This window comes from Pseudarthrobacter sulfonivorans, assembly GCF_001484605.1.
In the GTDB taxonomy this organism is placed as follows: domain Bacteria; phylum Actinomycetota; class Actinomycetes; order Actinomycetales; family Micrococcaceae; genus Arthrobacter; species Arthrobacter sulfonivorans_A.
Window position 1 is genome coordinate 3090736 of sequence record NZ_CP013747.1, and the last position, 23909, is coordinate 3114644.

A 23909-nucleotide genomic window follows, 5' to 3' on the forward strand; every position below is an offset into this window, starting at 1 on the left:
ATGCAGTTAACGGCTCCGCGTCGTCCTTGAGGGGGCCGCATCCTCGTCGGTGAGGATTGCTGATCTTGGTAGTGCGGGAACGGGGTCCCGATCTCATGGTTCATGCTTGCCGCCGGGATTTGCAACAGAAATGGCGAAAGTGTGAGCGATTACACGCTCGCGCCGGCTTTAGTTACTGACGGCGGCGTAAAGGTTCAGGGACGCCGAAAACACCAGCCACGACACGTTCGGCAGCATCAGCAGTCCGGCCGTTGGGCTGATGGGTCCAAAGCGCAGAACTGTCAGGGCCGCTGTGAGGAAGAGGGCGGCGAGGACGGCCAGGGCCAGCCAGAGCGCCGCGGTCCCCAGTATGGGATACAGCCCGAAGAACGTCATGGGCCAGAGCAGGTTCAAGGCCAGTTGGAGCCCATAGAGCCTGAGTGCGCGGCGGCGCGGGTGGCGCCTCTGCCGCCATACGAGCCAGGCCGCCACGGCCATGGCCGCGTACAGGACCAGCCAGACCGACGTGAACATCAGCCCGGGAGGCGTCCAGGGGGCTTTGTCCGCCAGGGCGTACCAGCCGCCGGCAGCCGTTCGGATCGGGAGGGACCCCACGAACGACACGGCCCAGGAAAGCGCGAGGAAGCCGACCAGGGCGGCAACCTGCCGCCGTCGGGACGGCCCGTCCGGGCGTGCCTCGGGGGCATCGGTGGGGATAGTGGCAGACACTGACCCACTGTGGACAATGGCGGGTACCCGCGTCAAACCGGGCGGCGGCGGAGACCTCTTGACACCCTTCGGCCCCGGGCGTATCGTACAACCAAATGGTTGTAGATCAGCTCAGAGACGCGGACGTGGACCGCCTGTTCCAGGCGCTCGCGGACGCCACCCGGCGGGACATTGTCCGGCGGGTGACGGCGGGGGAGTACTCGGTCTCCGGCCTTGCGGCCCTCTACGCCATGAGTTTCGCCGCAGTCCAGAAGCATGTGGCGGTGTTGGAGCGGGCTTCCCTGGTCACCAAGGAGAAGCGCGGAAGGGAGCAGATCGTGCGGGGCAATCACGAAGGTTTGGCGAAGGCCCGCCGGCTGCTCGATGAGTACGAGGCGATCTGGCGGCAGCGTGCCGAACGGATCGCGGACATTCTGGCTGAAGGATAGGAAAGGTACGGCAATGCCTGTTATCAGTTCCATGAAAAATCTCGAGGCACTCAGCCTCACCCTCGTCGCCGAGTTCGACGCCACCGTCGAACGCGTCTGGCAGATTTGGGAGGACCCGCGGCAGCTCGAGCGCTGGTGGGGTCCGCCCAACTATCCGGCCACGTTTGACCGGTTCGACTTCCAGCCCGGCGGGAAGGCCGACTATTACATGACCACGCCCGAAGGCGAGAAGCCCCGAGGCTGGTGGAAATTCAGAACCATCGAGGCGCCGCGCAAGCTCGAATTTGATGACGGCTTCGCGGACGAAACCGGAGCGCCCGTGGATGCCATGGGCAGTGCCCATGCCGCTGTTGACCTCGAGGATCTCGGCGGCCGCACCCGGATGACCATTATGTCCACGTTCGACTCCGAAGAGCAGATGGAAGAAATGGTCAAGATGGGCATGGAGGAAGGCATGAAGGAGGCTGCCGGCCAGATCGACGCCGTCCTCGCCGAACACGCCCGCGCCTGAGTAACGCTGACGCTTTCACGCAAAGGCACGCGCGAAAGGACACTTGAGGCCCCAGGATCCGGGGCCTCAAGTGTCCTTTCGCGCGTGGTGGTGGTCGCTCCTACGGAGGCGGCGTTGCTGGTTAGTGTGTCAGGTCCTTGCCCTTGGTCTCCGGGATGGTGAACACAAACGCGATGCTGATGGCCAGCAGGACCACCGCGTACACGTTGAAGAGGTTGCCCTGTCCGATGGAGCCGAGCCAGGCCTGAAGGTACGGTGCGGTACCCCCGAAGACTGCGACGCAGATGGAATACGGGACGCCCACGCCGACCGTGCGGATCTTGGTGGGGAACAGTTCGGCGTATACGGCCGGGACGATTGCTGCGCTGCCGGCGATGAAGAACAGCATGACTGACATGGTGACCGCGAGCTGCCACGGGGAGTCCTTCAGCAGCCAGGTCATGGGGAAGTGGAACAGCGCGGCGCCGGCGGCGCTCATGATCATGACGGGCCTGCGTCCGATACGGTCCGAGAGTTTGCCCCAGAACGGCAGCGCGGCGATGAACAGCACGTTGGCGATTACGCTGGCCCAGAGGGCCTCGCCACGGTCCATCTTGAGGACCGACGCGGCATAGCTGGGAGTCACGACGCCCCAGATGTAGTAGGTCACAGTCAGGCCGACGGTCAGGCCAATCACCTGCAGGGCCTGCTTGCGGTGCTGGTAGATCTGTGGCCACATCGGCTCGTGCTTTTCCTTGGGCGATTCTGCCTCGAACGCCGCCGTTTCCTTCATGCGGGCCCGCATGAACAGGGCGTAGAGGCCCATGGCGCCGCCGATAAGGAATGGCACCCGCCAGCCCCAGGCGTTCATGTCGGCCGTGCTCAAGACATTGGAGAGGATGGCGCCGAGCATGGTTCCGGCCAGGATGCCGACCGTGCCGGACGTATAAATGAGCGTTGCCCAGAAGCCACGGTGTTCCTTGGGCGCCATTTCCGAGAGGTAGGTCTGCGACGACGGCAGCTCTCCGCCGTGGGCAAGGCCCTGGATAAGCCGAGCCACCAGCAGCAGGACCGAGGCGAAGGCCCCCACGGCCTCGAAAGTGGGGGCGACGCCGATGATCAGGCTGCCGAGGGCGGCGAGGCCCACCGCGAACGTCATGGACGTCTTGCGGCCGATCCGGTCACCGATCCAGCCGAACACGAAGCCACCGAACGGACGGGCGACAAAGCCGACGGCGAAGATCGCCAGGGTGGCGAGGAAGGCCGACGTCGGATCCGCCTTGCTGAACAGTGCGCTCGCGATGAACGGCGAGAACGTGGCATAGATGGCCCAGTCGTACCATTCCACGGCGTTGCCGATGCCGGTGCCGACGAGGGTGCGCAGGTGGGACTTGTGAACCTGGACGTCGGCTGGGACGCCTGCAGTTGTGGTCATGTCATGCTCCAAGGGGTGGCGGGAAGGTCAGTTGGCGGCGGCAAGTGCCGCGATGCGGGAGACGGCGAGCTCTGCGTAGAGCGCTGCACCGTCGGAGAGTACGCCGTCGTCGAACGTGGCGTAAGGCGAGTGGTTGAACGGCGACGTCGTGTGGTCGGCGCCGGGGGGAACGGCACTGAGCCCGACGAACGTGCCGGGGACCTCGGCAAGGACACGGGAGAAGTCCTCCGAACCGCTCAACGGCGTAGCCATCCGGGTGAGCCTGGGCTCGCCGAACATTCCAGCGATGACCTTTTCGGCAGTGTGGGTCTCGTCCTCGTCGTTGATGGTGAGGGGGTATTCCTCTTGGTAGTGCACGTCCACCTCCAAGCCGTGGGCTGCAGCGATGCCTTGGAGCAGCTTGGGTACTGCATCCATCATCTTCCTGCGCGACTCTTCGGAGAAGGTCCTGATGGTGGCTTCGATGCGGGCGGTCTCGGGAATGACATTCCGCTTGGTTCCTGCGTGCAGCACGCCGACCGTCAGGACGACGGGATCAAACATGTTGAACTGTCGCGTAATCATGACCTGCAGTGCAGTGACCATCTCGGCCGCAGCCGTTACGGGGTCCTTGGCAGAGTGTGGGGCCGAACCGTGGCCGCCGGCGCCCAGGACGGTGACGACGAGTCCATCCGAGGAGCTGAGCATCACGCCGTTCTTGGTGGTGAACTGGCCATGCGGCTCCAAAGCGGAAAAGACGTGCATTCCGTAGGCGGTGTCCGCGCGGCGACCGGCAGCGTCCAGGACACCTTCCTTGATCATGTAGCTCGCGCCGTCGAATCCTTCTTCACCGGGCTGGAACATCAGGACGACGTCGCCGGCCAGCTGATCGCGACGCTCGGCCAGGAGGGTGGCGGCACCGGCGAGCATGGAGGTGTGGAGGTCGTGGCCGCAGGCGTGCATGGCGCCGTCGACCCTTGAGGTGTAGTCGACGCCGGTGGTCTCCTGGACAGGGAGGCCATCCATGTCCGCGCGAAGGAGGACCACGGGCTTCTCCGCCGAGGCGTAAGCCGCGCCGCCGCGCAGGACCGCGGTGACCGACGTCGTGCTCTTGCCCAGGGTGATTTCGAACGGTAGGCCGTCGAGCGCCTTGAGGACTTTTTCCTGGGTCCGGGGGAGGTCCAGGCCGATCTCCGGTTCCTGATGCAGCTCGTGGCGGAACCGGGCGATCTCGCCCTGCAGTTCCTTGGCGTCGGTGGTGATCGACATCTGCTCTCTCCTAATTTCTGAACGTTTGGTCAGTGACCCGCTTCCATTGTGAAGTGATGCGGTTCACAAGCTGCGAAATAGCTGGAAAAAATCAAAAGTATGATGGAAATGGCAGGATTCATTCACTGAAGCGTGGGAGTGGCGAAGTGGTACTCAGCGAGGAAGACCTTGCCCTGATCAACGTGCTGCAGGTTGCGCCGCGGATCAGCTGGTCGGATGCAGCCGATGTGCTGGGAGTGCACGCCACAACGCTGGCTGCGCGCTGGGACAGGCTGCGGTTGTCGGGGGCGGCCTGGACGACGGCCCACCTGATCGGCGATCCCAAAAAGATGTGCCTGGCGCTGGTGAGCGTGGATTGCGAAATGCAGTTGCGGGCCGAGGTGACCGCGGCGCTCGCCGCCATCCCGGAGGTGGTCACGGTGGAGGAGGCGGCAAGCAACAGGGACCTCATGCTGACGGTAATAGCGCCCACCTTGGACCGGTTCACGGATCATGTGCTCCCGAGGTTCAAGGAGATTCGCGGGTTGTTGAAGTACCGGACCTCGCTGGGTACCCGTCTGCACTCCGCTGGCCATTCGTGGCGCCTCAATACGTTGGACAAGGCGAAGCAGAATGCGCTTATGGACGTTGCCAGTCATGAAGTCACCGGTTCGGCAGCCCCGAGGCCCGGGGCGCCACTGCCGCCCAGTCACCTGGATCTGATCCCGTTCCTGGCGCGGGACGGGCGTGCGAGCGCAGCGGACATCGCGCGCAGCCTGGGCAGGAGCCCGGCGACGGTCCAGCGGCAGCTCAACAGGGTGATATCCAGTGGGCTGCTGACCTTCCGTTGCGACATTGCCCAGAATCTCTCCGGCTACCCGGTGAGCTGTCAGTGGTTCGCCAATGTGCCGCCGGGCCAGCACGAGGCCGCGGCCGCCGAACTCCGCGGCCTCCGCACTGTCAGGCTCAGCGCCTCCACCACCGGAGGCACAAATTTTGTGATCCTCATGTGGCTGAATTCCCTGGCCGATGTGATGAACGCCGAATTGGCCCTCCAGCAACGCATCCCGCAGATCGAGCTCGTGGAGAGCGTTGTGATCCTGAGCAGCGCCAAGCGGATGGGCTGGATGCTGAACCCGGATTCGACGGCGAGCGGCGCGGTGGTGGTCTCCGGCACGGGGCTGCCGTCTTTGGGGCTCCAATGAGCTTTGGTGCCCGCCGTGGGTGGCGCTCGTTGAAACCTGAGGTCCACGTCTGAATACTGGAAGTCTGAAGGGTTGGGACGGGCAATGAGGCGGTGAAGGGGTTATGGGCGGCGGAGACAGTGCCTTCAAGCGCCGGCTGGAACGGGCTGCGGAAGTGCGCTCCTACCGGGGCGCCGGCATCAGTGCCGAGGAAGAGGCCGAACTCGAGGCCGCCGAGGCCAAGGAACGGGACAAACGCAAGAAGGTCGACGATGCGCGGCGGGCGGAGTACTTGATCCGGGACGCCATGGCACAGGGCAAATTCGACAACCTCAAATACGCCGGCAAGCCCATCCCCGGGCTGGGCGAGGCCTACGATCCTGACTGGTGGGTCAAGGGCCTGATCCAGCGCGAGAACATCAGCGGGCTGGGCCCCAAAGCCATCCTGCTCCGCACCGAAGACGCCGAACTGGACGGCCGGCTTGATGTGCAGTTCACCGAAAAACAGGTCCGGGACATCCTCGCCGACTTCAATGCCCGGGTAATCGAGGCCCGCCGCCAGCTCCAGGGCGGCCCGCCCGTCGTCACCAAAACGCGGGACGTCGACGCCGAGGTGGCGCGCTGGCACGAACGCCGCGCCGCCCACGCACAGGACGCCCTACCTGAACCGGAGCCGCAGCGCTCCTGGTGGCAGCGGCTCTGGCGCGGCACCACCTAGCTGAGCGGGCGAGGGGAACGCGCGAGGTAGGCAACGGACGACGGCGGCGCCTCCCGCCGTCGTCGGATCTCAGCGCCTGCCTCCCGGGAAGCCGTTCGCAGGCGGAGGGTCCGGAAGCTGGGGCGGTGCTGGCGGAGCAGGCGGGACGGGCGCGGGCTCAGGAGCAGGGGCAGGAGGTGGTGCAGGTGCGGGCTCCGGCGCGGGAGCCGGCGCTGGAGCGGGTGCGGGCGCGGGGGCTGGAGCTGGAGCGGGCGCAGGCGGCGCGGGCGGAGCGGGTGACGGTTTCGGCGGGGCCACCATGGATGCTGGCGGCGGCGGGAACGGGTTCGCCGGGTAAAGCGGCGCGGCTTTGAGCATGTAGTTGACCCACTGGGGCCCCGCTATCATGTAGCCGTCCAGCCGCGGGTAGAACTGGCCATTGATGGTGACGTTCTGGCCGGGACGGTGCTGGCCTTCCAGGGCGTCGCCGAAGAAGGACGCCGTAGCCAGTCCCGAGGTGTACCCAGCCACCCAGGTGGCGCCGTTGTTGTTGGAGGTCCCGGTCTTGGCGGCCACGGGCATCTGCGTGTGGATTTTGGGATTGATCCACACGCCGGAGCCGATCTTCAGTACGTCCTGGAGCACGGCATTGACTCCCCGGGCAACCTCCGGCTTGACGGCATCGCGGCACTCGCTGGTCTGTCCGGGAAGCTTCCCGCCCGTCAGGTCCGTCACCTCAAGCACGGCGATCGGGGAGCAGTAACGGCCGTCGTTGGCGAAGGTGGCGAAAGCATTGGCGAGGTGGAGCGGGGCGACGCCGATGGCACCGAGGAGATTGCCGAGCTGGTGCATGTTGATCTGGGCACCGTCCAGTCCGCTGTGCAGCCCCACGGCGTCCACCATCTTCTGGATGCCGCAGAAGTCGAGCTGGGTGGCCGCGGCGAACGTGGCCGTGTTGATGGAGTTGTACAGCCCGTAGTTCACGGGCATGGGACGGTAGTAGCCCTCATCAGCATTCTGGAGATCGTCGGCGGCGCCCAGCTCAGGGTTGTTCTGGGCCGTACTGTAGGCGCCCAGCACCCTTCCGCAGCTGGAGCGCCACGGGAAGCCGAGCGGATACACCCGGCGGGAGGCGTCCACCACGCCTGTCAGTGGTTTGCCCTCGTTCAGCCACTCGGCGAACGTGAAGGGCTTCATCGTGGAGCCGGGCTGGAAGCCGCCCGCCCCGTTGAGGTCATTGCCCGTGGAATCCCGGGAATCCACATTGAAGTTCAGTTGGGTGTCGAACTTGCCCTCCGCCGGCAGGAATACCGTGTTCTGCGCCATGGCCAGGATTTTCCCGGTGCCCGGCTGGACCGACACCAGGGATGCGCCCCAGCGGTCAGGATTCGCCCCGGCAGTGCTGTCCACCTGCGCCTGGGCCGCCGCCTGGAGCCGGCTGTCCAGCGTAGTGACGATGGTGAGCCCGCCGCGGTACAGCTTCCGCTCGCGCTCGGCCAGGGTGGCGCCGTAGGCCGGGTTGTTCAGGATCATATGCGAAATGTAGTCGCAGAAGTACGGCGCCATCTGGGCGTGGGCGCAGCCCTGCTTCCCCGGACTGAGCTTGAGCTCGATGGGCGTAGCCGCTGCGGCGTCGTGGTCCGCCTGGGTGATCTTGCCGGTGGCCAGCATCTCCGTAAGAACCTGGTTCCGGCGGCTCATGGCCTGCTCCGGGTTGACCGCGGGGTTGTAAAAGCTGGGACTGTTGACCAGACCGGCCAGCAGGGCGGCCTGCGGCAGCGTGAGGTCCCCTGCCCCGGTGCTGAAGAAATACCGGGCCGCCGCCTCGATTCCGTAGGCCTCGCGGTTAAAGAACACGATATTCAGGTAGCCCTCGAGGATCTGGTCCTTGCTGAACTTCTTCTCCAGCGCAATGGCCAGCTTTATCTCGCGGAGCTTGTCCCCGATGCTCTTCTGGCCGCTGAGGATGACCTCGTCGGTCTTCTCCTGGGACACGAATGACTCGTTGATCACGTTGGTGACGTACTGCTGGGTGATCGTGGAGGCGCCCTGCCTGCCCTCACTCGTCAGGTTGAAGATTGCGGCCCGGAGAATCCCTTGCGGGTCAACGCCCGGGTGCTCATAAAAGCGGCTGTCCTCGATGGCCACGATGGCATCCCGGACGTAGGGGGATATCCGGTCCAGGGGGATCTTAATCCGGTTTTCGGCATAAAACGTGGCGAGCGGCTGGCCGTCGGAAGTGAGGACTTTGGTGGACTGCGACGGCGGCGAAACGATCAGTTCCGAGGGCAGATTTTCAAAGTAGCTGATGGAGGTGCTGACCCCGTAGCCGACAGTCGCAACAGCGGGGACCACCAGGCTTGCGGCCAGGACGCCGCACATGGCGCTCGCAGCAAAGAATCCGATGACCCTTCCCAGGGTGGCGGCCAACCGGTGCCTGCGTTTCTTTTGCTGCGCCATTGTTCAGCCCCAAGCTCGCGACGTGTGAACAGGATACGCCGCTGCACCTGCAGCATCCAGATGCTGGACGAACTGATGCCAAGCCGGTACTTTTCCGTCCCTAAGTCTTGTTTTGGGTCTTGTCAGGCGATAGATACCGATATATCGTTAAATGTCGGTGAGTAGTTGACCGATAACCATTCAACAAGGGCCAAGAAGCATTCAAAAAGACAGAGAAGGGAAGATGCCACCATGAAAGGCATTCACGACGACAAGTTTTTGGAACCGCCGTTCGGGCGGGGACAGTTTGGGCGGGGACGGTTTGAGCGCGGCAGGGGCCGCCGCGGACCGCACGGGCACCGCGGGGGAGGGTTTGGCCCGGGCTTTGGCCCACGGGGCGGATTTGGTCCCGGTTTTGGACCGGGCGGAGGGTTCGGTCCCGGCTTTGGGCCCGGTCCCCGGCGGGCAAGCAGGGGGGACGTCCGGTGGGCCATCCTGTCTTTGCTGGCCGAGGCCCCGTCCAACGGTTATGGCCTGATCAAGACCATCGCGGAGAAAACGTCCGGCGCATGGCGGCCCAGCCCCGGGTCGATCTACCCCACACTCCAGCAGTTGGTGGACGAGGACCTCATTGCCCCCCTCAGCGAGGGCCGGCGGACCGACTTCACCCTCACCGACGCCGGCAAGGCCTACGTGGCCGAGCATGCGGAGGAACTGGAGAACGCGTGGAACAGCGATGCGGAAGGATCCGGACCCGCCTTCCACCAGAGTGTGGGCAAACTGATGGGGGTCATTCATCAGTTCCGTACGGCCGCTACGGAAGAACAGCGCAATGCTGCGGTGGAAAAGCTCGACGAAACCCGCCGCGCGCTCTACCGGATCCTGGCCGACTGAGCGCTTTTGAACGCTGTGGCCTCAGGCGAACGTGTCTTCCTTGGCGGGAGCGGCAGCAGGTGCCGTGACGCCGCGGCCCAGCGGGTTGAAGTGGCTACCCAGCCCGCCGAAGGCGTAGGCGGTCTCGGCATGCTCGGAGAGATCCACCCCTGCCATCTCGGCCTCGTGGCTCACCCGGAACCCGATGGTCCTGTTGATGGCCCGGCCGATCACCAGGGTCACACCGCCGGAGAGAACTACGGTGACCACTACCGCCACGGCCTGCGCCGTCAGTTGCTGGAGACCGCCGCCGTAGAACAGGCCCCCGCCCTGGCCGTCCATGGGGAGAGCGACGAAGCCCAGGGCGAGTGTGCCGATGAGCCCGGCGCCGAGGTGTACTCCCACCACGTCCAGGGAGTCGTCCAGCCCGAACCGGTACTTCAGGTCAACAAACACGCAGCAGGCTGCACCGGCCACCAGGCCCAGGCCGATGGCGGCCACTGGGCTGATGTTGGCGCAGGACGGTGTGATGGCCACCAGGCCGGCAACAACACCGGAGGCTGCGCCCAGGGACGTGGGATGGCCGTGGCGGATCTTCTCCGCCAGCAGCCAGCTGAGCATGGCCGCGGCCGGGGTGACCAGGGTGTTGATCCAGATCAGGCCGGCCTGCTCCGCGGTGGTGGCGGCGCCGCCATTGAACCCGAACCAGCCGAACCACAGGATGGCCGCGCCGAGCATGATGAAGGGGACATTGTGCGGGCGGTGGCTGGGATCCTTGGCGAAGCCGTGGCGCTGGCCAACCACCAGGGCCAGGACCAGGGCGGCCGTACCGGAGCTGATTTCCACCACCGCACCGCCGGCGAAGTCGATGACCTGGCCGAAGGTCTCGGTGATGGCTCCGCCGGCGCTCATGAGCCCGCCGCCCCAGATCATGTAGGCCAAGGGGCAATAAACCAGCGTGATCCACAGCGGCACGAACACTGCCCAGGCGCTGAACTTGGCGCGGTCCGCGATGGCCCCGCTGATGAGGGCCACCGTGATGATGGCGAAGGTGGCGCTGAAGCCTGCCTTGATGAGGTCAGGGGAGCCCATGAGGTTCTGCAGCCCGAAGTTGGCGAAGGGGTTGCCAAAGATGCCCAGGATTCCCTCGCCGGTGGTCATCGAGTATCCCCATAGGACCCACACAACTCCCACGATGCCGGCGGAGATGAAGCTCATCATGATCATGTTCAGCGCTGCCTTGGCGCGCGTCATGCCGCCATAGAAGAGGCCAAGCCCGGGTGTCATAAGCAGCACCATTGCCGCCGCGATCATCATCCAGACGTGTTGCGCAGTGATCTCCACCGGTGGGTCCCTTTCATTGATCCTGTATACGGGGACTTTTCCTACCTGGCCCGCGCAATCCCCCCGATCAATATTTGTCGCCGCGTGTTTCCGTTTGCGCTTCGCTAAGTTGCGGATACGTTACGGCCCGGCGGCTTACGTGAAGATCGCATGACGGTGATGTTTCCGGCGTGTAAACGGGACCTGTTGAACGGCGCCGGGACGGGAGGCCCTGAGACTCCGATGCCAGCAACGGCGGGCGCCGGTCCGCGCACGTGGTGAGAAGCCGCCGTCGGACGCTGAAAGGGCAACGTTTCCTGAAAGTGAACGGCGGCTCACCGCCGTGGGGCGCCGCTTTGACGTAGCTTGGGGGAGTGCCTCAGGCGGTCCGGGAATTTACGGTGCGCGGGGCTGGCCCGCCGGGTCAGAAGGTCCGGGCGTTGGCCAGGACGGGCAGTTGGCCGCGGACCTCGGCAATGACGGCCGGGTCAATGTCGACGACGGCGAGTTCCGGTTCGCCGCCGAGGGCCACCAGGGCAGCGCCCACGGGAGAGATGACGGCGCTGTGGCCGACGCCGGTGGGAGCCTTGCCGGCGGAGGCGATGCCGACGCTTGCCGGGTCGCCCTGTCCGCAGGCCACCACGAAGGTGGTGCTGTCCAGCGCGCGGGCCCGGACCAGGAGGTCCCACTGCTCTGCCTTGCCCTCGCCGGCGCCCCATGAGGCGCAGACAATGTTGACTTGGGCGCCGGCCTTGGCGTTGGCCGTAAACAGTGCCGGGAACCGCACGTCGTAGCAGGTGGCCAGGCCGAAGGTGGTGCCGTTCACCTCGAAGGTCACGGGGGCGGTTCCGGCGTCCACGGTATCGGACTCGGCGAACCCGAATGCATCAAAGAGATGGATCTTGTCGTAGGCGGTCTCGACGCCGGGGCCGGTGACCAGCAGCGTGTTCCGCACGCGGCCGCCGTCGCCCGGGGTGAACATGCCCGCCACCACCGTGATGTCCAGCTCTTGGGCAATGCTGCGGACGGCGGCAGCCCACGGCCCGTCCAGCGGCTCGGCAATGTCCTTCAGGCTGTTGCCGAAGGCGCGCATGGCGGCTTCCGGGAACACCACGAGCTCCGCTCCGGCAGCTTTGGCTCGCGTGGCGTAGTCTCTGATGAGCTCCAGGTTGGCGGCCAGATCGGCTCCGGTGATGATTTGGGCCACTGCTAAACGCATGAAATTACTCCAGTCTGTTGTATACATAATGTATGCGAAAAAGTTCGGCGACGGCGGCGTCCGGCCGCGAGAAGGCGTACGCGTACCTGCGCGAAAACATCCTGGTTGACCCGGCGGTGCAGGGGAAGTTCCTGAATGAGCAGGAGCTGGCCGCGGAGATCGGCGTCTCGCGAACTCCGGTCCGGGAGGCGCTCCTGCTGCTCGTCTCCGACGGCCTGGTGGAACTGATTCCGCAGCGCGGGGCATATGTTCCGCCGGTGACTGGCCGTGAAATGTCGGAACTGATGGAACTCCGGGGTGTGCTGGAAAGCCATGCCGCCCGCCTGGTTATCGAACAGAACCGCGTTCCTGCGAAAACGATGCAGGACACCCTGGACCTGCAGGCCCAGCTTCCCGAGCTGCTGAATGCGGAGGCTGCGCAGGAGTTCATCCGGCTGGACACCCTCTTCCATCAGCTTCTGATCGACGCCGCCGGCAATGAGCTCATCTCCCGAACGTACAGCAAGCTCCATGTCCGGCAAATCCTGGTGGGCGTTTCGGCCTTGTTCCGCACCGGAGACCGGCGCGGACAGGTGTGCGCCGAACATCAGGACATCCTCGATGCCCTGATGTCCGGCGACCCCGCGAAGGCGCAGGAGGCCATTGACCATCACCTGGCTGTCACCCGGGATATTCTGCTCCGCACCTAAGGGAGTTTTTGTCCACATAACGCGAGTTGAGAGTCGTTTTGGGTGCATTATGTGGACAAAAACTCCGGTCTTGGGAGTGGGAAATCGTCAGTGGCCTTTGCCGGTGGCCGACTGCTGGCGCTCTAGTGCGGATACTTCCAGCAGCAGCCGGTAGTCCTCGTCCTCCACGGTGTTGGAATCGCGGCCGAGGGCCAGTCCCACGGCGGTGACGCCTGCAGCGACTGCCACGTAGATGGCCACCGGAATCCAGGTGCCGAACTGCGCCAGCAGCAATGTGAACATCAGCGGGGCGATGGCGCCGCCGATCACGCCGGCGAACGTGTAGGCCAGGGAGCTGCCCGTGGACCGGAGCCTCGGTGAGAACTGCTCCACGATGAAGGCAGCCTGCGGGCCGTACATAAACGAGTGCGCCATGAGGCCCAGCACAATGCCGGCAATGAGCATCGGCTCGTTGTCGGCGCCCAGGACGCCGAAGAAGATGAACGTCCACACGGCGCCCACCACAGCCGCGGTGCCGTAGACCAGGCGTCGGTTGAAGCGGTCGGACACAGCGCCGGCCAGCGGGATCATAAAGAGCTGGAACGCGGAGCCGATCAGGACTGCCGTGAGCACCTGGCTGCGTTCGTAGCCGAGTGTCTGGATGCCGTAGGTGAGGGTGAAAACGGTGAACAGGGCGTAGAGCACGTCCGGGCCCACCCGGCACAGCGTGGCGGCAATGAGGGGCCGGAGTTCGGTGCTGAAGACCTCACGGACGGGGGCGTGGGGCTGTTCGCCGTGGGCCTCGATGGCCTTGAAGATGGGGGTGTCTTCCAGCTTCAGGCGGATCCAGAGGCCGAAACCGACCAGCACGGCCGAGACAAGGAACGCGATGCGCCAGCCGAAGCCGATGAACTGTTCCTCGGTCAGGGCGAGGGTCAGGACAGCCAGGGCGCCGTTGGCCATAAGGTTGCCGGCGGGCGGGCCCACCTGGGCTGCAGACGCCCAGAAGCCGCGCCGGTGGGGGTCGCCGTATTCGCTGGAGAGCAGCACGGCGCCGCCCCATTCGCCGCCGACTCCCACGCCCTGGGCGAACCGCAGCAGCACCAGGATGATCGGGGCGCTGATGCCGATGCTGTCGTAACCGGGGAGCACACCGATCAGGACGGTGGCCACGCCGATGATCATCAGGGTGGTCACCAGCACCTTCTTGCGGCCGATCCGGTCACCCAGGCGGCCGAAGATGATGCCACCAACAGGCCGGGACACGTAGCCCACCGCATACGTGGAGAAGGCCAGGATGGTGCCCGTCAGGGGATCGGATGACGGGAAGAACACGAGGGGAAATACGACGGCGGCCGCGGCCGAGTAGACGGCGAAGTCATACCACTCGAGGGCGGTGCCGGTGAGGCTGGCAGCGAAGGCCTTGTACAGGCCCTTGGGGTGAATCGGCTTGTCCGGACGCGGCGCTGCGCCGGAAGCCGGAACTGGGACGTTAGCCATGGGTGTTGTCCTCCACGAGATGTTTACGGGTGACGCCTGTCACGCTGGCGTTAAATGTATACATTACGCATACTGGATGTACATTGGCCACCGTTTCCGGTTTCCAGTTTGTAAATTTCTCCAGCAGGACACGCAAAGGATGGACAGAACATGACGACTCTGAGCTTCGAACTTCCCGACGGCAGCACCCGGACAGTCCAGGTCAAGCACCTCCTGAACGCCGGTTATGCAGGGCGGGAGCAGGAGGAAGTGCAGGCCCACATTGCCGAGCTGGCAGAACTGGGCGTTCCGGGCCCCGCCACCACCCCGGCGCTCTACCCGGTCTCGCCGTACCTGGCGCAGCAGGTTTCCGAAGTCCGCGTGCAGCATGCCCGGACCTCCGGGGAAGCCGAATGGGCGCTGGTCATCACGGACGACGGCGTGCTGCTGACGGTCGCGTGCGACCACACGGACCGCGAGCTTGAGGTCCATGGGGTGGCCTGGAGCAAGAATGCCAGCCCGGACGTCCTGGGCCGCAAGGCGTGGCGGCTGGACGACGTGCGCGACCACCTGGACCAGATCACGCTGAAGGGCTGGGTGGGGCAGGGTGATACCGCGGACACGCTGATCCAGGACAGCTCGTTGGAAGCCCTGCTGACGCCGGACTACTGGCTGGAGGTGCTGACCGAGCGTGGCCTGAATGAGCCGGGGACGGTCCTCATTTCCGGCACGGTGGCCATGACAAGCGGGGTAAACCAGTTCGCCCGCAGCTGGAAAGTGGAGATGACAGACCCCGTGACAGGATCCACCGTGGATGCCCGGTACGTGGTGGAGCAGATGGCCGAGCCCATCGGCTGATTCCGCCGGGCGGGGGCCCGCTGGGGTCGCAACTCCCGGTAGCATCATTGCTATGCCCACTGCGCTTGAAATGGCAGGTCCCATCCTGGAAATGATGACCTGGCTGTGCCTTCCGCCGGGGCTTGCCCTGCTGTTCTACTCGGGCATCCTTCGGCGGTTTGTGCACCCTTGGACCGTTGCAGAAGCGGTGGTCTACGCGGACGCTACCGGAACGGGCTTCCGCTGGTTTGACCGCAAGTACCAGGTCCACCACGCACCGATGTCACCCCACGACATCAAGGACCTGACCGTGGGCGACACGCTGCCGATCTACTACCACCCCAAGCGCCCCACGCAGTGGCAGACCGCAGCGCCAGAAGCGGTGGGGCGGACCGCCGTCGTGCTTGGCCGGGTGCTCACCGGGATCGGTGCCGTTTCGCTCATCGCGGGCTTCCTGCTGCCGATGTTCTGACGTAGCGCGGCTGAATCAGCCGGCCAGCACCACGCCGATGCCGAGCGCGCCCAGCGCAACACCCGCAAAGGCGGTCCAGAGTACCGCGGACGTATCGGCGTCGACCCTTTCGCGCGAAATTCCCCGCGCGCTGGCGCCGTACCGCCGGCGCTGAGTCAGGTAGATGGCCGCCGCTGCGGCCGCGGATACGGCGAAAAGCAGCAGGATGGGGAAGCCGTGGTGGGGCAGCCAGCGCAGGAAGATGGCGCTGACCGTCACCAGCGCCATCATGGTCCGGCCCCACGCCAGCGTGGTCCGCTCGGGCTGGAGCCCGGGATCCCCGTGCGGCCCGGGGTCCGGAAGCCCGGTGCGGACCACCGGGCTAACGCCAGAGGATAAAGACGAGGACGACGGCGGCAGCCAGTGCCCCTGCGCCGGCCAGCAGCGGCACAATGAGCGGCAGCGGGAGTGGAGTTTTGTTGCGCATGCTCCGTTCGACGCGGATCCAGCGCCCTGCGGCGCCGGCGCTCAGCAGCATGCCCAGGAGCAGGAGCAGTACCGCCAGGCTCTTGCGGACCGGTTCCAGGAACAGGTCCGAGGTGAAGGCCTCGATGGCGATGCCGCCGGCCAGAAGCGCCAGCGCCGTGCGGATCCAAGCGAGGAAGGTTCGTTCATTGGCCAGCGTGAAGCGCGGGTCCGGCTCGGTGCCGCCGGGCAGCAGCCGTTCGGCGATCTTTCCCCGCGACGGCGGCACGGGGTCGTTGGGCGGCGTCTGGTTGCTGGGCACGGGGCCAGTTTAGCCGTTGGCGTCAGCCGGTCCTGGACGAGATGGAAACCACGGCGCTGATGAAAACAGGAAGCGCGGCGGCACTGATCAGCACTATCGCCCCGGCACCCACCCAAGCCGGCACTGTCCGGCGGGGCCGCGCGGATCTCAGCCAGGAAACCGGAACGACGCTCAGCCAGAGGAACAAGAGGAGGGTCCCAATGACGACGAGGACTGCGAACGGTGGAAACAAGATGGCACCAACGAGCAACGGAACATAGAATTTAGCCGCTGCGGGGCCCCACAGCGGAAGGCGCTCACTCCACCAACCCGCCGCGGCAGCGACGACGGCGCCGTGAAGGAGGGCAAGTCCGGCATACAGTGCCACCGACAGCCAGCCGGGTCCAACGATGTTGAAATCGATGTTGTCCGCGCGCAGGGGATCCATCAAGGACCCTACCCACACGAGGAGGAGCAAACCGAACAGCGGTCCGGCGAGACGTCCGCGTGGAAGCCAGCGGCGTACGAGGGGGAACAGGATCGCGGCAAGGAAGCCGGCCGGCAGGCCACCGAAGAACAGCAGGGCCATGGTCCCCCCAACGCTGGGAATTCCCACGAATGCCTGGGCCTCCGTTAGCCGGCCCTGTGCGGAAGCGGGGGATGTGTCCGCCAAAATGCGCATGACCAGCCGCCCGCCGGGCCAGGCGGCAAGCAACGCCGAGACCAGTGCGGAAAAGGACACGACGTTGGCCCACCAGAAGAACCGGCGCAGCGCGCTCAGTTTCACGTCAGTCCGGAACTCTTGCCCGCCGGTGCCCGTGGAGGGGTGGGGCCGTGAGGCGGATGGCTCACGGATGCTGCGGCCTCCCCACAGCACCACCACCAGCAGGCCAAGGAGCAGAAAAAGGGCGGACCCCACCACAACTATTGTGGCCATCGCTGATCACCATCCACATCCAAAGGATGGATCAATTGTGCTCCCAACCGCGGGTACGGGCTACCTCCGCTGGGCGTTTCCGAACGCTGTCACGTCTCCAGGGTCAGCCCGCGTTTCGTGGGGCAAACATGATCACAGCCACCCCGACCAGGCAGATGACGGAGCCCGCGATGTCCCACCGGTCCGGCCGGAAACCGTCGAAGACCATTCCCCACGCCAGCGACCCAGCCACAAACACTCCGCCGTAGGCGGCAAGGATCCGGCCGAAATGGGCATCCGGCTGCAGGGTGGCCACAAAACCGTAGAGGCCCAGGGCAATCACACCCAGCCCTGCCCACCACCAGTCCTTGCCCTCACGGACTGACTGCCACACGAGCCACGCGCCGCCGATCTCGGCAGCAGCGGCCAGGACGAACAGCACAGTCGTTTTGGCGATCGCCACGGTTTCAGCAGGAATACTCACAGGCTCATCATGCCAGCCGGGAATGCGGCCACCCGGCGGGAGGTTGGGCCTTACATGCAACGCATCGGATTCCTGTCCTTCGGCCACTGGGGCCCCGGCCAGGGCTCCCGCACCAGAACCGCCGGCGAGGCCCTGCGCCAGGGCATTGAGCTGGCGGTGGCCGCCGAGGAACTCGGAATCGACGGCGCCTTCTTCCGGGTGCACCATTTCGCCCGTCAGCAGGCGTCGCCCTTCCCGCTGCTGGCAGCCATCGCCGCACGGACCGGCCGGATAGAGATCGGCACCGGTGTCATCGACATGCGGTACGAAAATCCGCTGTACATGGCCGAGGAAGCCGCGGCCACGGATCTGATCAGCCGCGGCAGGCTGCAGCTGGGCATCAGCCGTGGTTCACCCGAGCCCGCCCGGAACGGGGCCGCTGCCTTCGGCCACAAACCGGCAGAAGGGGAGACCGACGCGGACATGGCCCACCAGCACACAGCCCAGTTCCGGCACGCCATCAGCGGCGCCGGCGTGGCCGAGGCGGACCCGCGTTACGCCGGCGGAGCCATCGGCCTGTTGCCGGTCCAACCGCAGTCGCCGGGCCTCACAGAGCGGATCTGGTGGGGCGCCGGAAGCCGCAACACCGCCGTGTGGGCGGCCGGCCTGGGCATGAACCTGATGAGCTCCACCCTGCTCACCGAGGACACCGGCGTCCCTTTCGACCAGCTGCAGGCGGAGCAAATCCAGCTCTTCCGGGAGGCCTGGGCCGCGGCAGGACACAGCCACCAGCCACGGGTCTCTGTCAGCCGGAGCATCCTGCCAATCGTGGACGACGAGGACAGCAGGTATTTTGCGGGCAGCGCGCTGCGGGACAGCCGGGACCAGGTGGGCGTCATCGACGGCCTCACGGCACGCTTTGGCAAGACCTATGCCGGCGCCCCGGATGTCCTGGCCGAACAGCTGGTGGCCGACGCCGCCGTCCAGGCCGCGGACACGCTGCTGGTGACTGTGCCCAACCAGTTGGGCGTTGACTTCAATGCCAAAATGCTGGGAAACATCGCCCGGTACATTGCGCCCGCCGTCGGCTGGACCCCGGCACGTTCCTGATCCGGAGCCGATTCCGCTGGGTGATCCGCCCGGAAGGGAATATCCTGAGAAGGTGCGGGCCGTTGAGGCCCGGTTATTCCTCACGGCCTAGAGAGGCTCACCATGTCCGAAAAACTACACCTGACACCGGAAGACGAGTTCCCGGAGGATCTTTCCAGCATCCCGGACAAGGAGCTGCAGGTTTTGGACAGTCAAGTACAGCGTCAACTGGACTACGAGTACGTGGCCGAGGGCGAACCGAACCCGGAGACGGAGTTCCGGCACCTGGACCTGGACGAGGAATTCCAGGAACGCGACGACCGCTGACAACCGTCCCCCGCCGTCGGTCTGGCTCATTCCGGTGATCGGCAGTGGATATTAGTCAGCATCCTTACTAATATTGCTCAAGGAACCATCCACAAGCCACAGCCGTTAGGCTTGTAGCGGGCTTTGGGGGCAATGCGCCCTACGATTACTGCGTGACTGCGGAACGGTCAGGAGAGAGAAATATGGCTCGCGCCGCTTTAGGTTTTACTGCATGATCCGGCTACGTCAGCTGGCACAGGCGGCTTCCGTACTGACCACGCCATTGGCACCGGAAGATATTCTGGCGCTCTTTAACCCTGTCTTCTCGGCGCGCCAGCTGCGTGGAGTGGTGACCCGTGTGGTCCAGGAAACGGCACAGTCGGCCACCATCTTCTTCCGTCCCGGCCGCGGCTGGCATTCCCACCTGGCTGGTCAGTGGGCGCGCATCGGCGTTGAGCTGGACGGCGTCCGCCACTGGCGCTCGTATTCGCTGAGCGCCCCCGCCGGCAAGGACCCGGCCATCACCGTCACCGACGTCGGCGCCGTTTCCGGAACCCTGGTCCGGACCACCAAACCGGGCGACGTCCTTTTCCTGGCACCCCCGCAAGGCGACTTCGTCCTGCCCGAGCACCCCAGGCCGCTCCTGATGGTCACCGCCGGCAGCGGCATCACTCCGGTGATGTCCATGATCCGCACCCTTGTTCCCCGCCGCCCGGATGCCGACGTCGTCCTGGTGCACTCCGCCCGCACGCCCGGCGACAGCCTCTTCCGCGAGGAACTCGCCGAACTGGCTGACCAGTTCCCCAACTTCCGGCTGGCCCACTGGTACACCGGCGAACAGGGCCGGATGGACCTGACCAACACGGCCGAGCTCGATGAGATCTGCCCGGACTGGAAGGAACGGGCCGCTTACGCGTGCGGCCCGGACAGTTTCCTGGACGACGCCGAGGCCCTGTGGAAGCAGGCGTCCCTCACCGCCGGTGCCCCCGGCTCCGATGTTGCGCTCGCCGGCGATCCCGGCAACCTCATGATTGAGCGGTTCAACACCACCTTCGCCGGGGGTGTAGGGCACGACGGCGGCCTGGTCACCTTTGAGGCGTCGGACCGGGAAGTTGACGCCGACGGCGATACTCCGCTGCTCGACGTCGGCGAAGACGCCGGGGTGCTGATGCCCAGCGGCTGCCGGATGGGAATCTGCCACAGTTGCCTGACTCCGCTCCTGGCCGGACAGGTCCGTGACCTTCGCACCAACGAGGTCCACGGCGAACCCGGCCAACTAATCCAAACGTGTGTCTCGGCAGCCGCCGGACCCGTCAACCTCGAACTCTGAGGAGCAATACCGCATGTCAGTAGTTTCAGAAAGCAAGAAAGATTCCGCAAGCAGCACCGCCCCCACCGGAGCGGCAAAGACGCGCCCCGGAGCGCTGGCCGAGTCCGGCAGCCCCCTGGTGCGTCCACCTGCCGCAGCGCACCTTACCGACGAACAGGTAGCTGAGCTGGGCCGCGAACTCGACGCGATCCGCGACGATATCCTCGCCAAGCGCGGCGCGTCCGATGCCGCCTACATCCGGCGCGTAATCAAGATCCAGCGCGGGCTGGAAATCTCGGGCCGGGCGGCTCTCCTGGTGAGCAAGAACAAGGCAGCTTGGGTCACCGGAACCACGCTCCTGAGCCTGGCGAAGATCCTCGAAAACATGGAGATCGGGCACAACGTGCTCCATGGCCAGTGGGACTGGATGCGGGACCCGGATATCCACTCCACCACGTGGGAGTGGGACTTCGTCACCCCGTCGCGCTCCTGGCAGCATACCCACAATGACCTGCACCACCGCTGGACCAATGTGGTGGGCAAGGACAACGACGTCGGGTACAACCTCCTGCGCATGGACGAGAGCCAGCCGTGGGTGCCCATGAACCTGGGCAACCCGCTGTACAACGCGATCCTGGCACCCCTTTTCGAGTGGGGCATTGCCATCTACGACCTCGAGCTGAACGATTTCAAAGAGGGCAAGAAGTCCAAGGAAGCCCTGCTCAAGGACCTCAAGGCGCTGGGCAAGAAGGTGGTCACTCAGTTCACCAAGGACTACGCGGCCACTCCTGCCGTCGCCATGCTCACCGGCTCAGGCAAGCAGGCCCTCTACGGCACGCTGACGGCCAACGCCGTCCGCAACGTCTGGGCGCACGCGGTCATCTTCTGCGGCCACTTCCCCGAAGGCACGGACACCTTCAGCGAGGAAATGGTGGAAGGCGAAACCCGCGGGGACTGGTACGTCCGCCAGATGATTGGTTCCGCCAACATCTCCGGGTCCAAGTTCATGCACCTGATGACCGGCAACCTGTCGCACCAGATCGAGCACCACCTCTTCCCGGACCTGCCGTCCAACCGGTACGCCGAGGTTGCGCCGCTGGTCCGAGAAATCTGCGAGCGCTACGGCCTGAAGTACACCACGGGTCCCCTGCTGAAGCAGGTTGGATCGACCTGGGGCAAGATCTTTAGGCTGGCACTGCCGGGCAAGGCTGCCAGGGCTTGAGCTGACTAAGCCTTAAAGAGTGGAAGGGCCAGGCGAAACGCCTGGCCCTTCCACTCGTTTTGTTACCCGGTCTGCTTCTTCAGGAAGGCGAGCAGGGCTTCGTTGACTTCCGCGGCGTGCGTCCACAGCAGCCCGTGCGGGGCGCCGTCGATCTCCACATACTCCGCCGACGGCAGGGCCTTGGCGAACCGGCGGCCGGTGACGTCGATGGGGAGGATGTTGTCCTCGGTGCCGTGGACAATCAGCGCGGGGACATCGATCCGGGGGATGTCGCCGCGGAAATCGGTCAGCCAGGTGGGCTGCGCGGCGACTGAAGCGGTGGCGCCGGCTCCTGCGGCGATTTTCCAGCTGGCGTCCAGGACTTCCTGGCTGAGCCGCGGCGTGCCCAGGAACGTGTCCGAGTTGTAGAAGTTCTTGAAGAATTGCGTGAAGAACGCGTACCGGTCCGCGGTGACGGCTTCGGTGAGCCCGTCAAAAACGTCCTGCGGTACGCCTTCCGGGTTGTCCTCGGTTTTCAGGACGAACGGTTCCAGCGATCCGAGGAACACTGCGCGGGCCACCCGGGCGGAGCCATACGTGCTCAGGTAACGGGCAACCTCGCCGGTACCCATGGAGAAGCCCACCAGCACGGCGTTGTTGACGTCCAGCGATTCCAGGAGGGTTTTGAGGTCGGCGGCGAACGTGTCGTAGTCGTAGCCGCTGGTGGTCTTGCTGGACTTGCCGAAGCCGCGGCGGTCGTAGGTGATCACGCGGTAGCCGGCCTCCAGAAGGGCGGTGGTCTGCTTTTCCCAGGAGGATCCGTCCAGCGGGTAGCCGTGGATCAGGACAACGGGCTGGCCGCTCCCATGGTCTTCGTAGTAGAGCTCGGTATCGGTGCTGTTCTCGGTTCCAACGGTGACGAATGCCATCTCGGCGGTCCTTTCGAAGCTTCGGGATCAGTTTCGGGCGCAAGCAAAAGCCAGCGCCCGGCATTCCCTACTCTAGAGACCACGCGCCGGGGCGCCAAGGATGTGGCTACTGCGTGGGTTGGGGCAGCTCGCAGTTGATCTGCGGGTTGACGCCCAGGTAGTTCAAGGGCCCGGCGACGATGGTCACGGCCACCGTTCCCGCCGCGGCGCAGGACCCTGGAGCCCCGCCGAAATAGCCGCGCTGCCAGGCGGCGATTCCTCCGATGATCAGCCAGATGACAATCAGTGCTCCGAGAAACTTCATGGTGTCCTCCCATGGCGTGGCCTGTGCGTTCAAGTATGCGCCGATAACCGGAAAGCTCACAGGACCAAAAACGCCGCCCCTCCCCACCCCCCGGACGCTCTCTCACTTAATGCCACTTAATTCGCAACGCTCTCTCACTTTTGTGAATCGCAGCGCTAAATGGCGGCGTTTCTGCAGCCGTAAATACGCCCGGTTGCCCGGTAGGGGATCCCTTACTGGGAGTGGGGAGGCCAGGCAGCCACACCTAATCGCGCGAGACCGTCCGCAATGACGTCGGTAACTACGCGGGAGTACCGTCCGTCGGGGTCGAGGTCAGGGTCGAACACGGTCACTGACGCCCCGATGGCCCATGGGGCGAGCTGAGCCAGAAGTTCCGTCAGTTCATTCGCGGCGAATCCTCCTGGGGCGGGACTGTCTACGGCTGGCATCACGCTGGGATCGAGTACGTCGACGTCGATCTGCAGCCAGTAGCCAGCGCCCGCAACTGCAAGAGCTGCAGCGGCGATGGCGTCCGGCGTCTGGGCAAGGGCTTCTTGAGCGGAGACCACGAGGCCCAGTTTCCGACGCGCTTCGGAAGCCTCTGCATCATCGTCTCGGTGCCCTATGTGGACGGTACGAGCAGTGGGGAAGTACGGCCCGAATCCGTCCATATTCGCGATTGCTGGCCAGTGCAGGCCAACGGCAGCGGCAAGGTCTTCACCGGCGACGCTAGCGCACTCCTCGCTGTTGCCAGGGTGCCGAAAGTCAGTGTGGCCGTCTACATGAACCAGGCCAGTCCGGCCGCACCGCGAGAGAGCGAGGCCGATTCCGAGTAGGAGGCTGCAATCTCCGCCGACCACCAACGGAGTGTTTCCCGTTTCGATAACACCCGCCAGACGATCGGCAAGTCGATGGGCGTGCTCGGCCATCGCAGCCTCGTTGCGAACATGGCCAGCCGAACGAGTGGTGTCGTCATCGACGTACCGACCTGGAAGGACTACGCCAGCGTCAATCGCCCCCACTTGTGCGAGCCGCTTGAATAGACCGGCTTCTCTTAGGGCCTCGGGTGCTTTGGCTGTGCCGGGCACACTGCCGCGTCTTGGAGGCCGCAGGCCGAGGTTACTTGGTGCAGACAGGATTGCAATCACGTTCCTAGCCTGCCAGAGCGACCTCCCGCCCCCGACATCGG

26 protein-coding genes are annotated in these 23909 nt (G+C 65.2%); 12 read left to right on the top strand and 14 right to left on the bottom strand.

Annotated elements, in window-relative coordinates; all coding sequences use genetic code 11:
- Positions 1-168 precede the first annotated feature (168 nt).
- Entirely contained in the window at positions 169-708 is a 540-nt protein-coding gene (locus tag AU252_RS13940) for a TspO/MBR family protein (protein WP_167349834.1), read from the bottom strand.
- Positions 709-803: 95 nt separating this feature from the next.
- Between AU252_RS13940 and AU252_RS13945 the strand changes: the two genes are divergently transcribed.
- Both AU252_RS13945 and AU252_RS13950 read left to right on the top strand, forming a co-directional pair.
- Positions 804-1136 carry an ArsR/SmtB family transcription factor gene (locus AU252_RS13945; RefSeq protein WP_058931240.1) on the top strand — a complete coding sequence of 111 codons (333 nt, stop codon included), beginning with the start codon at positions 804-806 and terminating at the stop codon, positions 1134-1136.
- A gap of 13 nt (positions 1137-1149) precedes the next feature.
- Complete coding sequence (locus tag AU252_RS13950) at positions 1150-1647, top strand: SRPBCC family protein (protein ID WP_058931241.1); 498 nt, start codon at positions 1150-1152, stop codon at positions 1645-1647.
- Positions 1648-1768: 121 nt separating this feature from the next.
- On the opposite strand, the gene AU252_RS13955 is transcribed toward AU252_RS13950, so the two are convergent.
- Both AU252_RS13955 and AU252_RS13960 read right to left on the bottom strand, forming a co-directional pair.
- On the bottom strand, positions 1769-3061 hold the full coding sequence (locus tag AU252_RS13955; protein ID WP_058931242.1) for an MFS transporter: 1293 nt from the start codon (positions 3059-3061) through the stop codon (positions 1769-1771).
- Positions 3062-3088: 27 nt separating this feature from the next.
- Positions 3089-4309, bottom strand: a complete 1221-nt coding sequence (locus tag AU252_RS13960) for a M20 metallopeptidase family protein (protein ID WP_058931243.1) — start codon at positions 4307-4309, stop codon at positions 3089-3091.
- A 146-nt stretch (positions 4310-4455) separates the two neighbouring features.
- On the opposite strand from AU252_RS13960, the gene AU252_RS13965 reads away from it, so the two are divergent.
- Both AU252_RS13965 and AU252_RS13970 read left to right on the top strand, forming a co-directional pair.
- Positions 4456-5493, top strand: a complete 1038-nt coding sequence (locus AU252_RS13965) for an Lrp/AsnC family transcriptional regulator (protein ID WP_240484184.1) — start codon at positions 4456-4458, stop codon at positions 5491-5493.
- Between the two features lie 103 nt (positions 5494-5596).
- A complete protein-coding gene (locus tag AU252_RS13970; protein WP_058931245.1) occupies positions 5597-6190 on the top strand; it encodes a DUF1992 domain-containing protein in 594 nt (197 codons plus the stop codon).
- A 69-nt stretch (positions 6191-6259) separates the two neighbouring features.
- On the opposite strand, the gene AU252_RS13975 is transcribed toward AU252_RS13970, so the two are convergent.
- Positions 6260-8629 carry a transglycosylase domain-containing protein gene (locus tag AU252_RS13975; RefSeq protein WP_083510397.1) on the bottom strand — a complete coding sequence of 790 codons (2370 nt, stop codon included), beginning with the start codon at positions 8627-8629 and terminating at the stop codon, positions 6260-6262.
- A 231-nt stretch (positions 8630-8860) separates the two neighbouring features.
- On the opposite strand from AU252_RS13975, the gene AU252_RS13980 reads away from it, so the two are divergent.
- Entirely contained in the window at positions 8861-9502 is a 642-nt protein-coding gene (locus AU252_RS13980) for a PadR family transcriptional regulator (protein ID WP_058931246.1), read from the top strand.
- Between the two features lie 21 nt (positions 9503-9523).
- On the opposite strand, the gene AU252_RS13985 is transcribed toward AU252_RS13980, so the two are convergent.
- Both AU252_RS13985 and AU252_RS13990 read right to left on the bottom strand, forming a co-directional pair.
- Positions 9524-10825 (bottom strand): ammonium transporter, encoded by a 1302-nt coding sequence (locus AU252_RS13985; protein ID WP_083510398.1) that lies wholly within the window; start codon positions 10823-10825, stop codon positions 9524-9526.
- A 403-nt stretch (positions 10826-11228) separates the two neighbouring features.
- Positions 11229-12023, bottom strand: a complete 795-nt coding sequence (locus tag AU252_RS13990; RefSeq protein WP_058931248.1) for a carbon-nitrogen hydrolase family protein — start codon at positions 12021-12023, stop codon at positions 11229-11231.
- Between the two features lie 32 nt (positions 12024-12055).
- Here AU252_RS13990 and AU252_RS13995 point away from each other — a divergent pair, with 32 nt between their 5' ends.
- The gene (locus tag AU252_RS13995; RefSeq protein WP_058931249.1) at positions 12056-12712 is read left to right on the top strand and encodes a GntR family transcriptional regulator; all 657 of its coding nucleotides are present in this window, start codon (positions 12056-12058) and stop codon (positions 12710-12712) included.
- A gap of 87 nt (positions 12713-12799) precedes the next feature.
- Here the strand turns inward: AU252_RS13995 and AU252_RS14000 are convergent, their stop codons facing one another.
- Positions 12800-14191, bottom strand: coding sequence for an MFS transporter (locus AU252_RS14000; RefSeq protein ID WP_058931250.1), 1392 nt, complete (start codon positions 14189-14191; stop codon positions 12800-12802).
- 150 nt (positions 14192-14341) lie between these two features.
- Here AU252_RS14000 and AU252_RS14005 point away from each other — a divergent pair, with 150 nt between their 5' ends.
- Both AU252_RS14005 and AU252_RS14010 read left to right on the top strand, forming a co-directional pair.
- A complete protein-coding gene (locus AU252_RS14005; RefSeq protein WP_058931251.1) occupies positions 14342-15028 on the top strand; it encodes a DUF2848 domain-containing protein in 687 nt (228 codons plus the stop codon).
- 52 nt (positions 15029-15080) lie between these two features.
- Positions 15081-15479 carry a hypothetical protein gene (locus tag AU252_RS14010; RefSeq protein WP_058931252.1) on the top strand — a complete coding sequence of 133 codons (399 nt, stop codon included), beginning with the start codon at positions 15081-15083 and terminating at the stop codon, positions 15477-15479.
- A gap of 15 nt (positions 15480-15494) precedes the next feature.
- Here the strand turns inward: AU252_RS14010 and AU252_RS14015 are convergent, their stop codons facing one another.
- The 4 genes from AU252_RS14015 to AU252_RS14030 all read right to left on the bottom strand — a co-directional run bounded on the left by AU252_RS14015 (position 15495) and on the right by AU252_RS14030 (position 17603).
- Positions 15495-15836, bottom strand: coding sequence for a DUF202 domain-containing protein (locus tag AU252_RS14015; RefSeq protein WP_058931253.1), 342 nt, complete (start codon positions 15834-15836; stop codon positions 15495-15497).
- Positions 15837-15840: 4 nt separating this feature from the next.
- Positions 15841-16245 (bottom strand): YidH family protein, encoded by a 405-nt coding sequence (locus AU252_RS14020; RefSeq protein WP_058931254.1) that lies wholly within the window; start codon positions 16243-16245, stop codon positions 15841-15843.
- A 22-nt stretch (positions 16246-16267) separates the two neighbouring features.
- Positions 16268-17161: a hypothetical protein gene (locus tag AU252_RS14025; RefSeq protein WP_058931255.1), complete on the bottom strand. Its 894-nt coding sequence runs from the start codon at positions 17159-17161 to the stop codon at positions 16268-16270.
- 103 nt (positions 17162-17264) lie between these two features.
- Positions 17265-17603 carry a YnfA family protein gene (locus AU252_RS14030; protein WP_058932951.1) on the bottom strand — a complete coding sequence of 113 codons (339 nt, stop codon included), beginning with the start codon at positions 17601-17603 and terminating at the stop codon, positions 17265-17267.
- Between the two features lie 75 nt (positions 17604-17678).
- Between AU252_RS14030 and AU252_RS14035 the strand changes: the two genes are divergently transcribed.
- The 4 genes from AU252_RS14035 to AU252_RS14050 all read left to right on the top strand — a co-directional run bounded on the left by AU252_RS14035 (position 17679) and on the right by AU252_RS14050 (position 21529).
- Positions 17679-18713, top strand: coding sequence for an LLM class flavin-dependent oxidoreductase (locus tag AU252_RS14035; RefSeq protein WP_058932952.1), 1035 nt, complete (start codon positions 17679-17681; stop codon positions 18711-18713).
- A gap of 102 nt (positions 18714-18815) precedes the next feature.
- Positions 18816-19019: a hypothetical protein gene (locus AU252_RS14040; protein ID WP_058931256.1), complete on the top strand. Its 204-nt coding sequence runs from the start codon at positions 18816-18818 to the stop codon at positions 19017-19019.
- Between the two features lie 211 nt (positions 19020-19230).
- On the top strand, positions 19231-20328 hold the full coding sequence (locus tag AU252_RS14045; protein ID WP_058931257.1) for a ferredoxin reductase: 1098 nt from the start codon (positions 19231-19233) through the stop codon (positions 20326-20328).
- Positions 20329-20341: 13 nt separating this feature from the next.
- Positions 20342-21529, top strand: coding sequence for a fatty acid desaturase family protein (locus tag AU252_RS14050; protein WP_058931258.1), 1188 nt, complete (start codon positions 20342-20344; stop codon positions 21527-21529).
- 62 nt (positions 21530-21591) lie between these two features.
- On the opposite strand, the gene AU252_RS14055 is transcribed toward AU252_RS14050, so the two are convergent.
- From AU252_RS14055 to AU252_RS14065, 3 genes are all read right to left on the bottom strand, one after another.
- A complete protein-coding gene (locus AU252_RS14055) occupies positions 21592-22437 on the bottom strand; it encodes an alpha/beta fold hydrolase (RefSeq protein WP_058931259.1) in 846 nt (281 codons plus the stop codon).
- 106 nt (positions 22438-22543) lie between these two features.
- Complete coding sequence (locus tag AU252_RS14060) at positions 22544-22741, bottom strand: hypothetical protein (protein ID WP_058931260.1); 198 nt, start codon at positions 22739-22741, stop codon at positions 22544-22546.
- A 212-nt stretch (positions 22742-22953) separates the two neighbouring features.
- Positions 22954-23868, bottom strand: a complete 915-nt coding sequence (locus AU252_RS14065; RefSeq protein WP_083510399.1) for an arginase family protein — start codon at positions 23866-23868, stop codon at positions 22954-22956.
- Positions 23869-23909 lie beyond the last annotated feature (41 nt).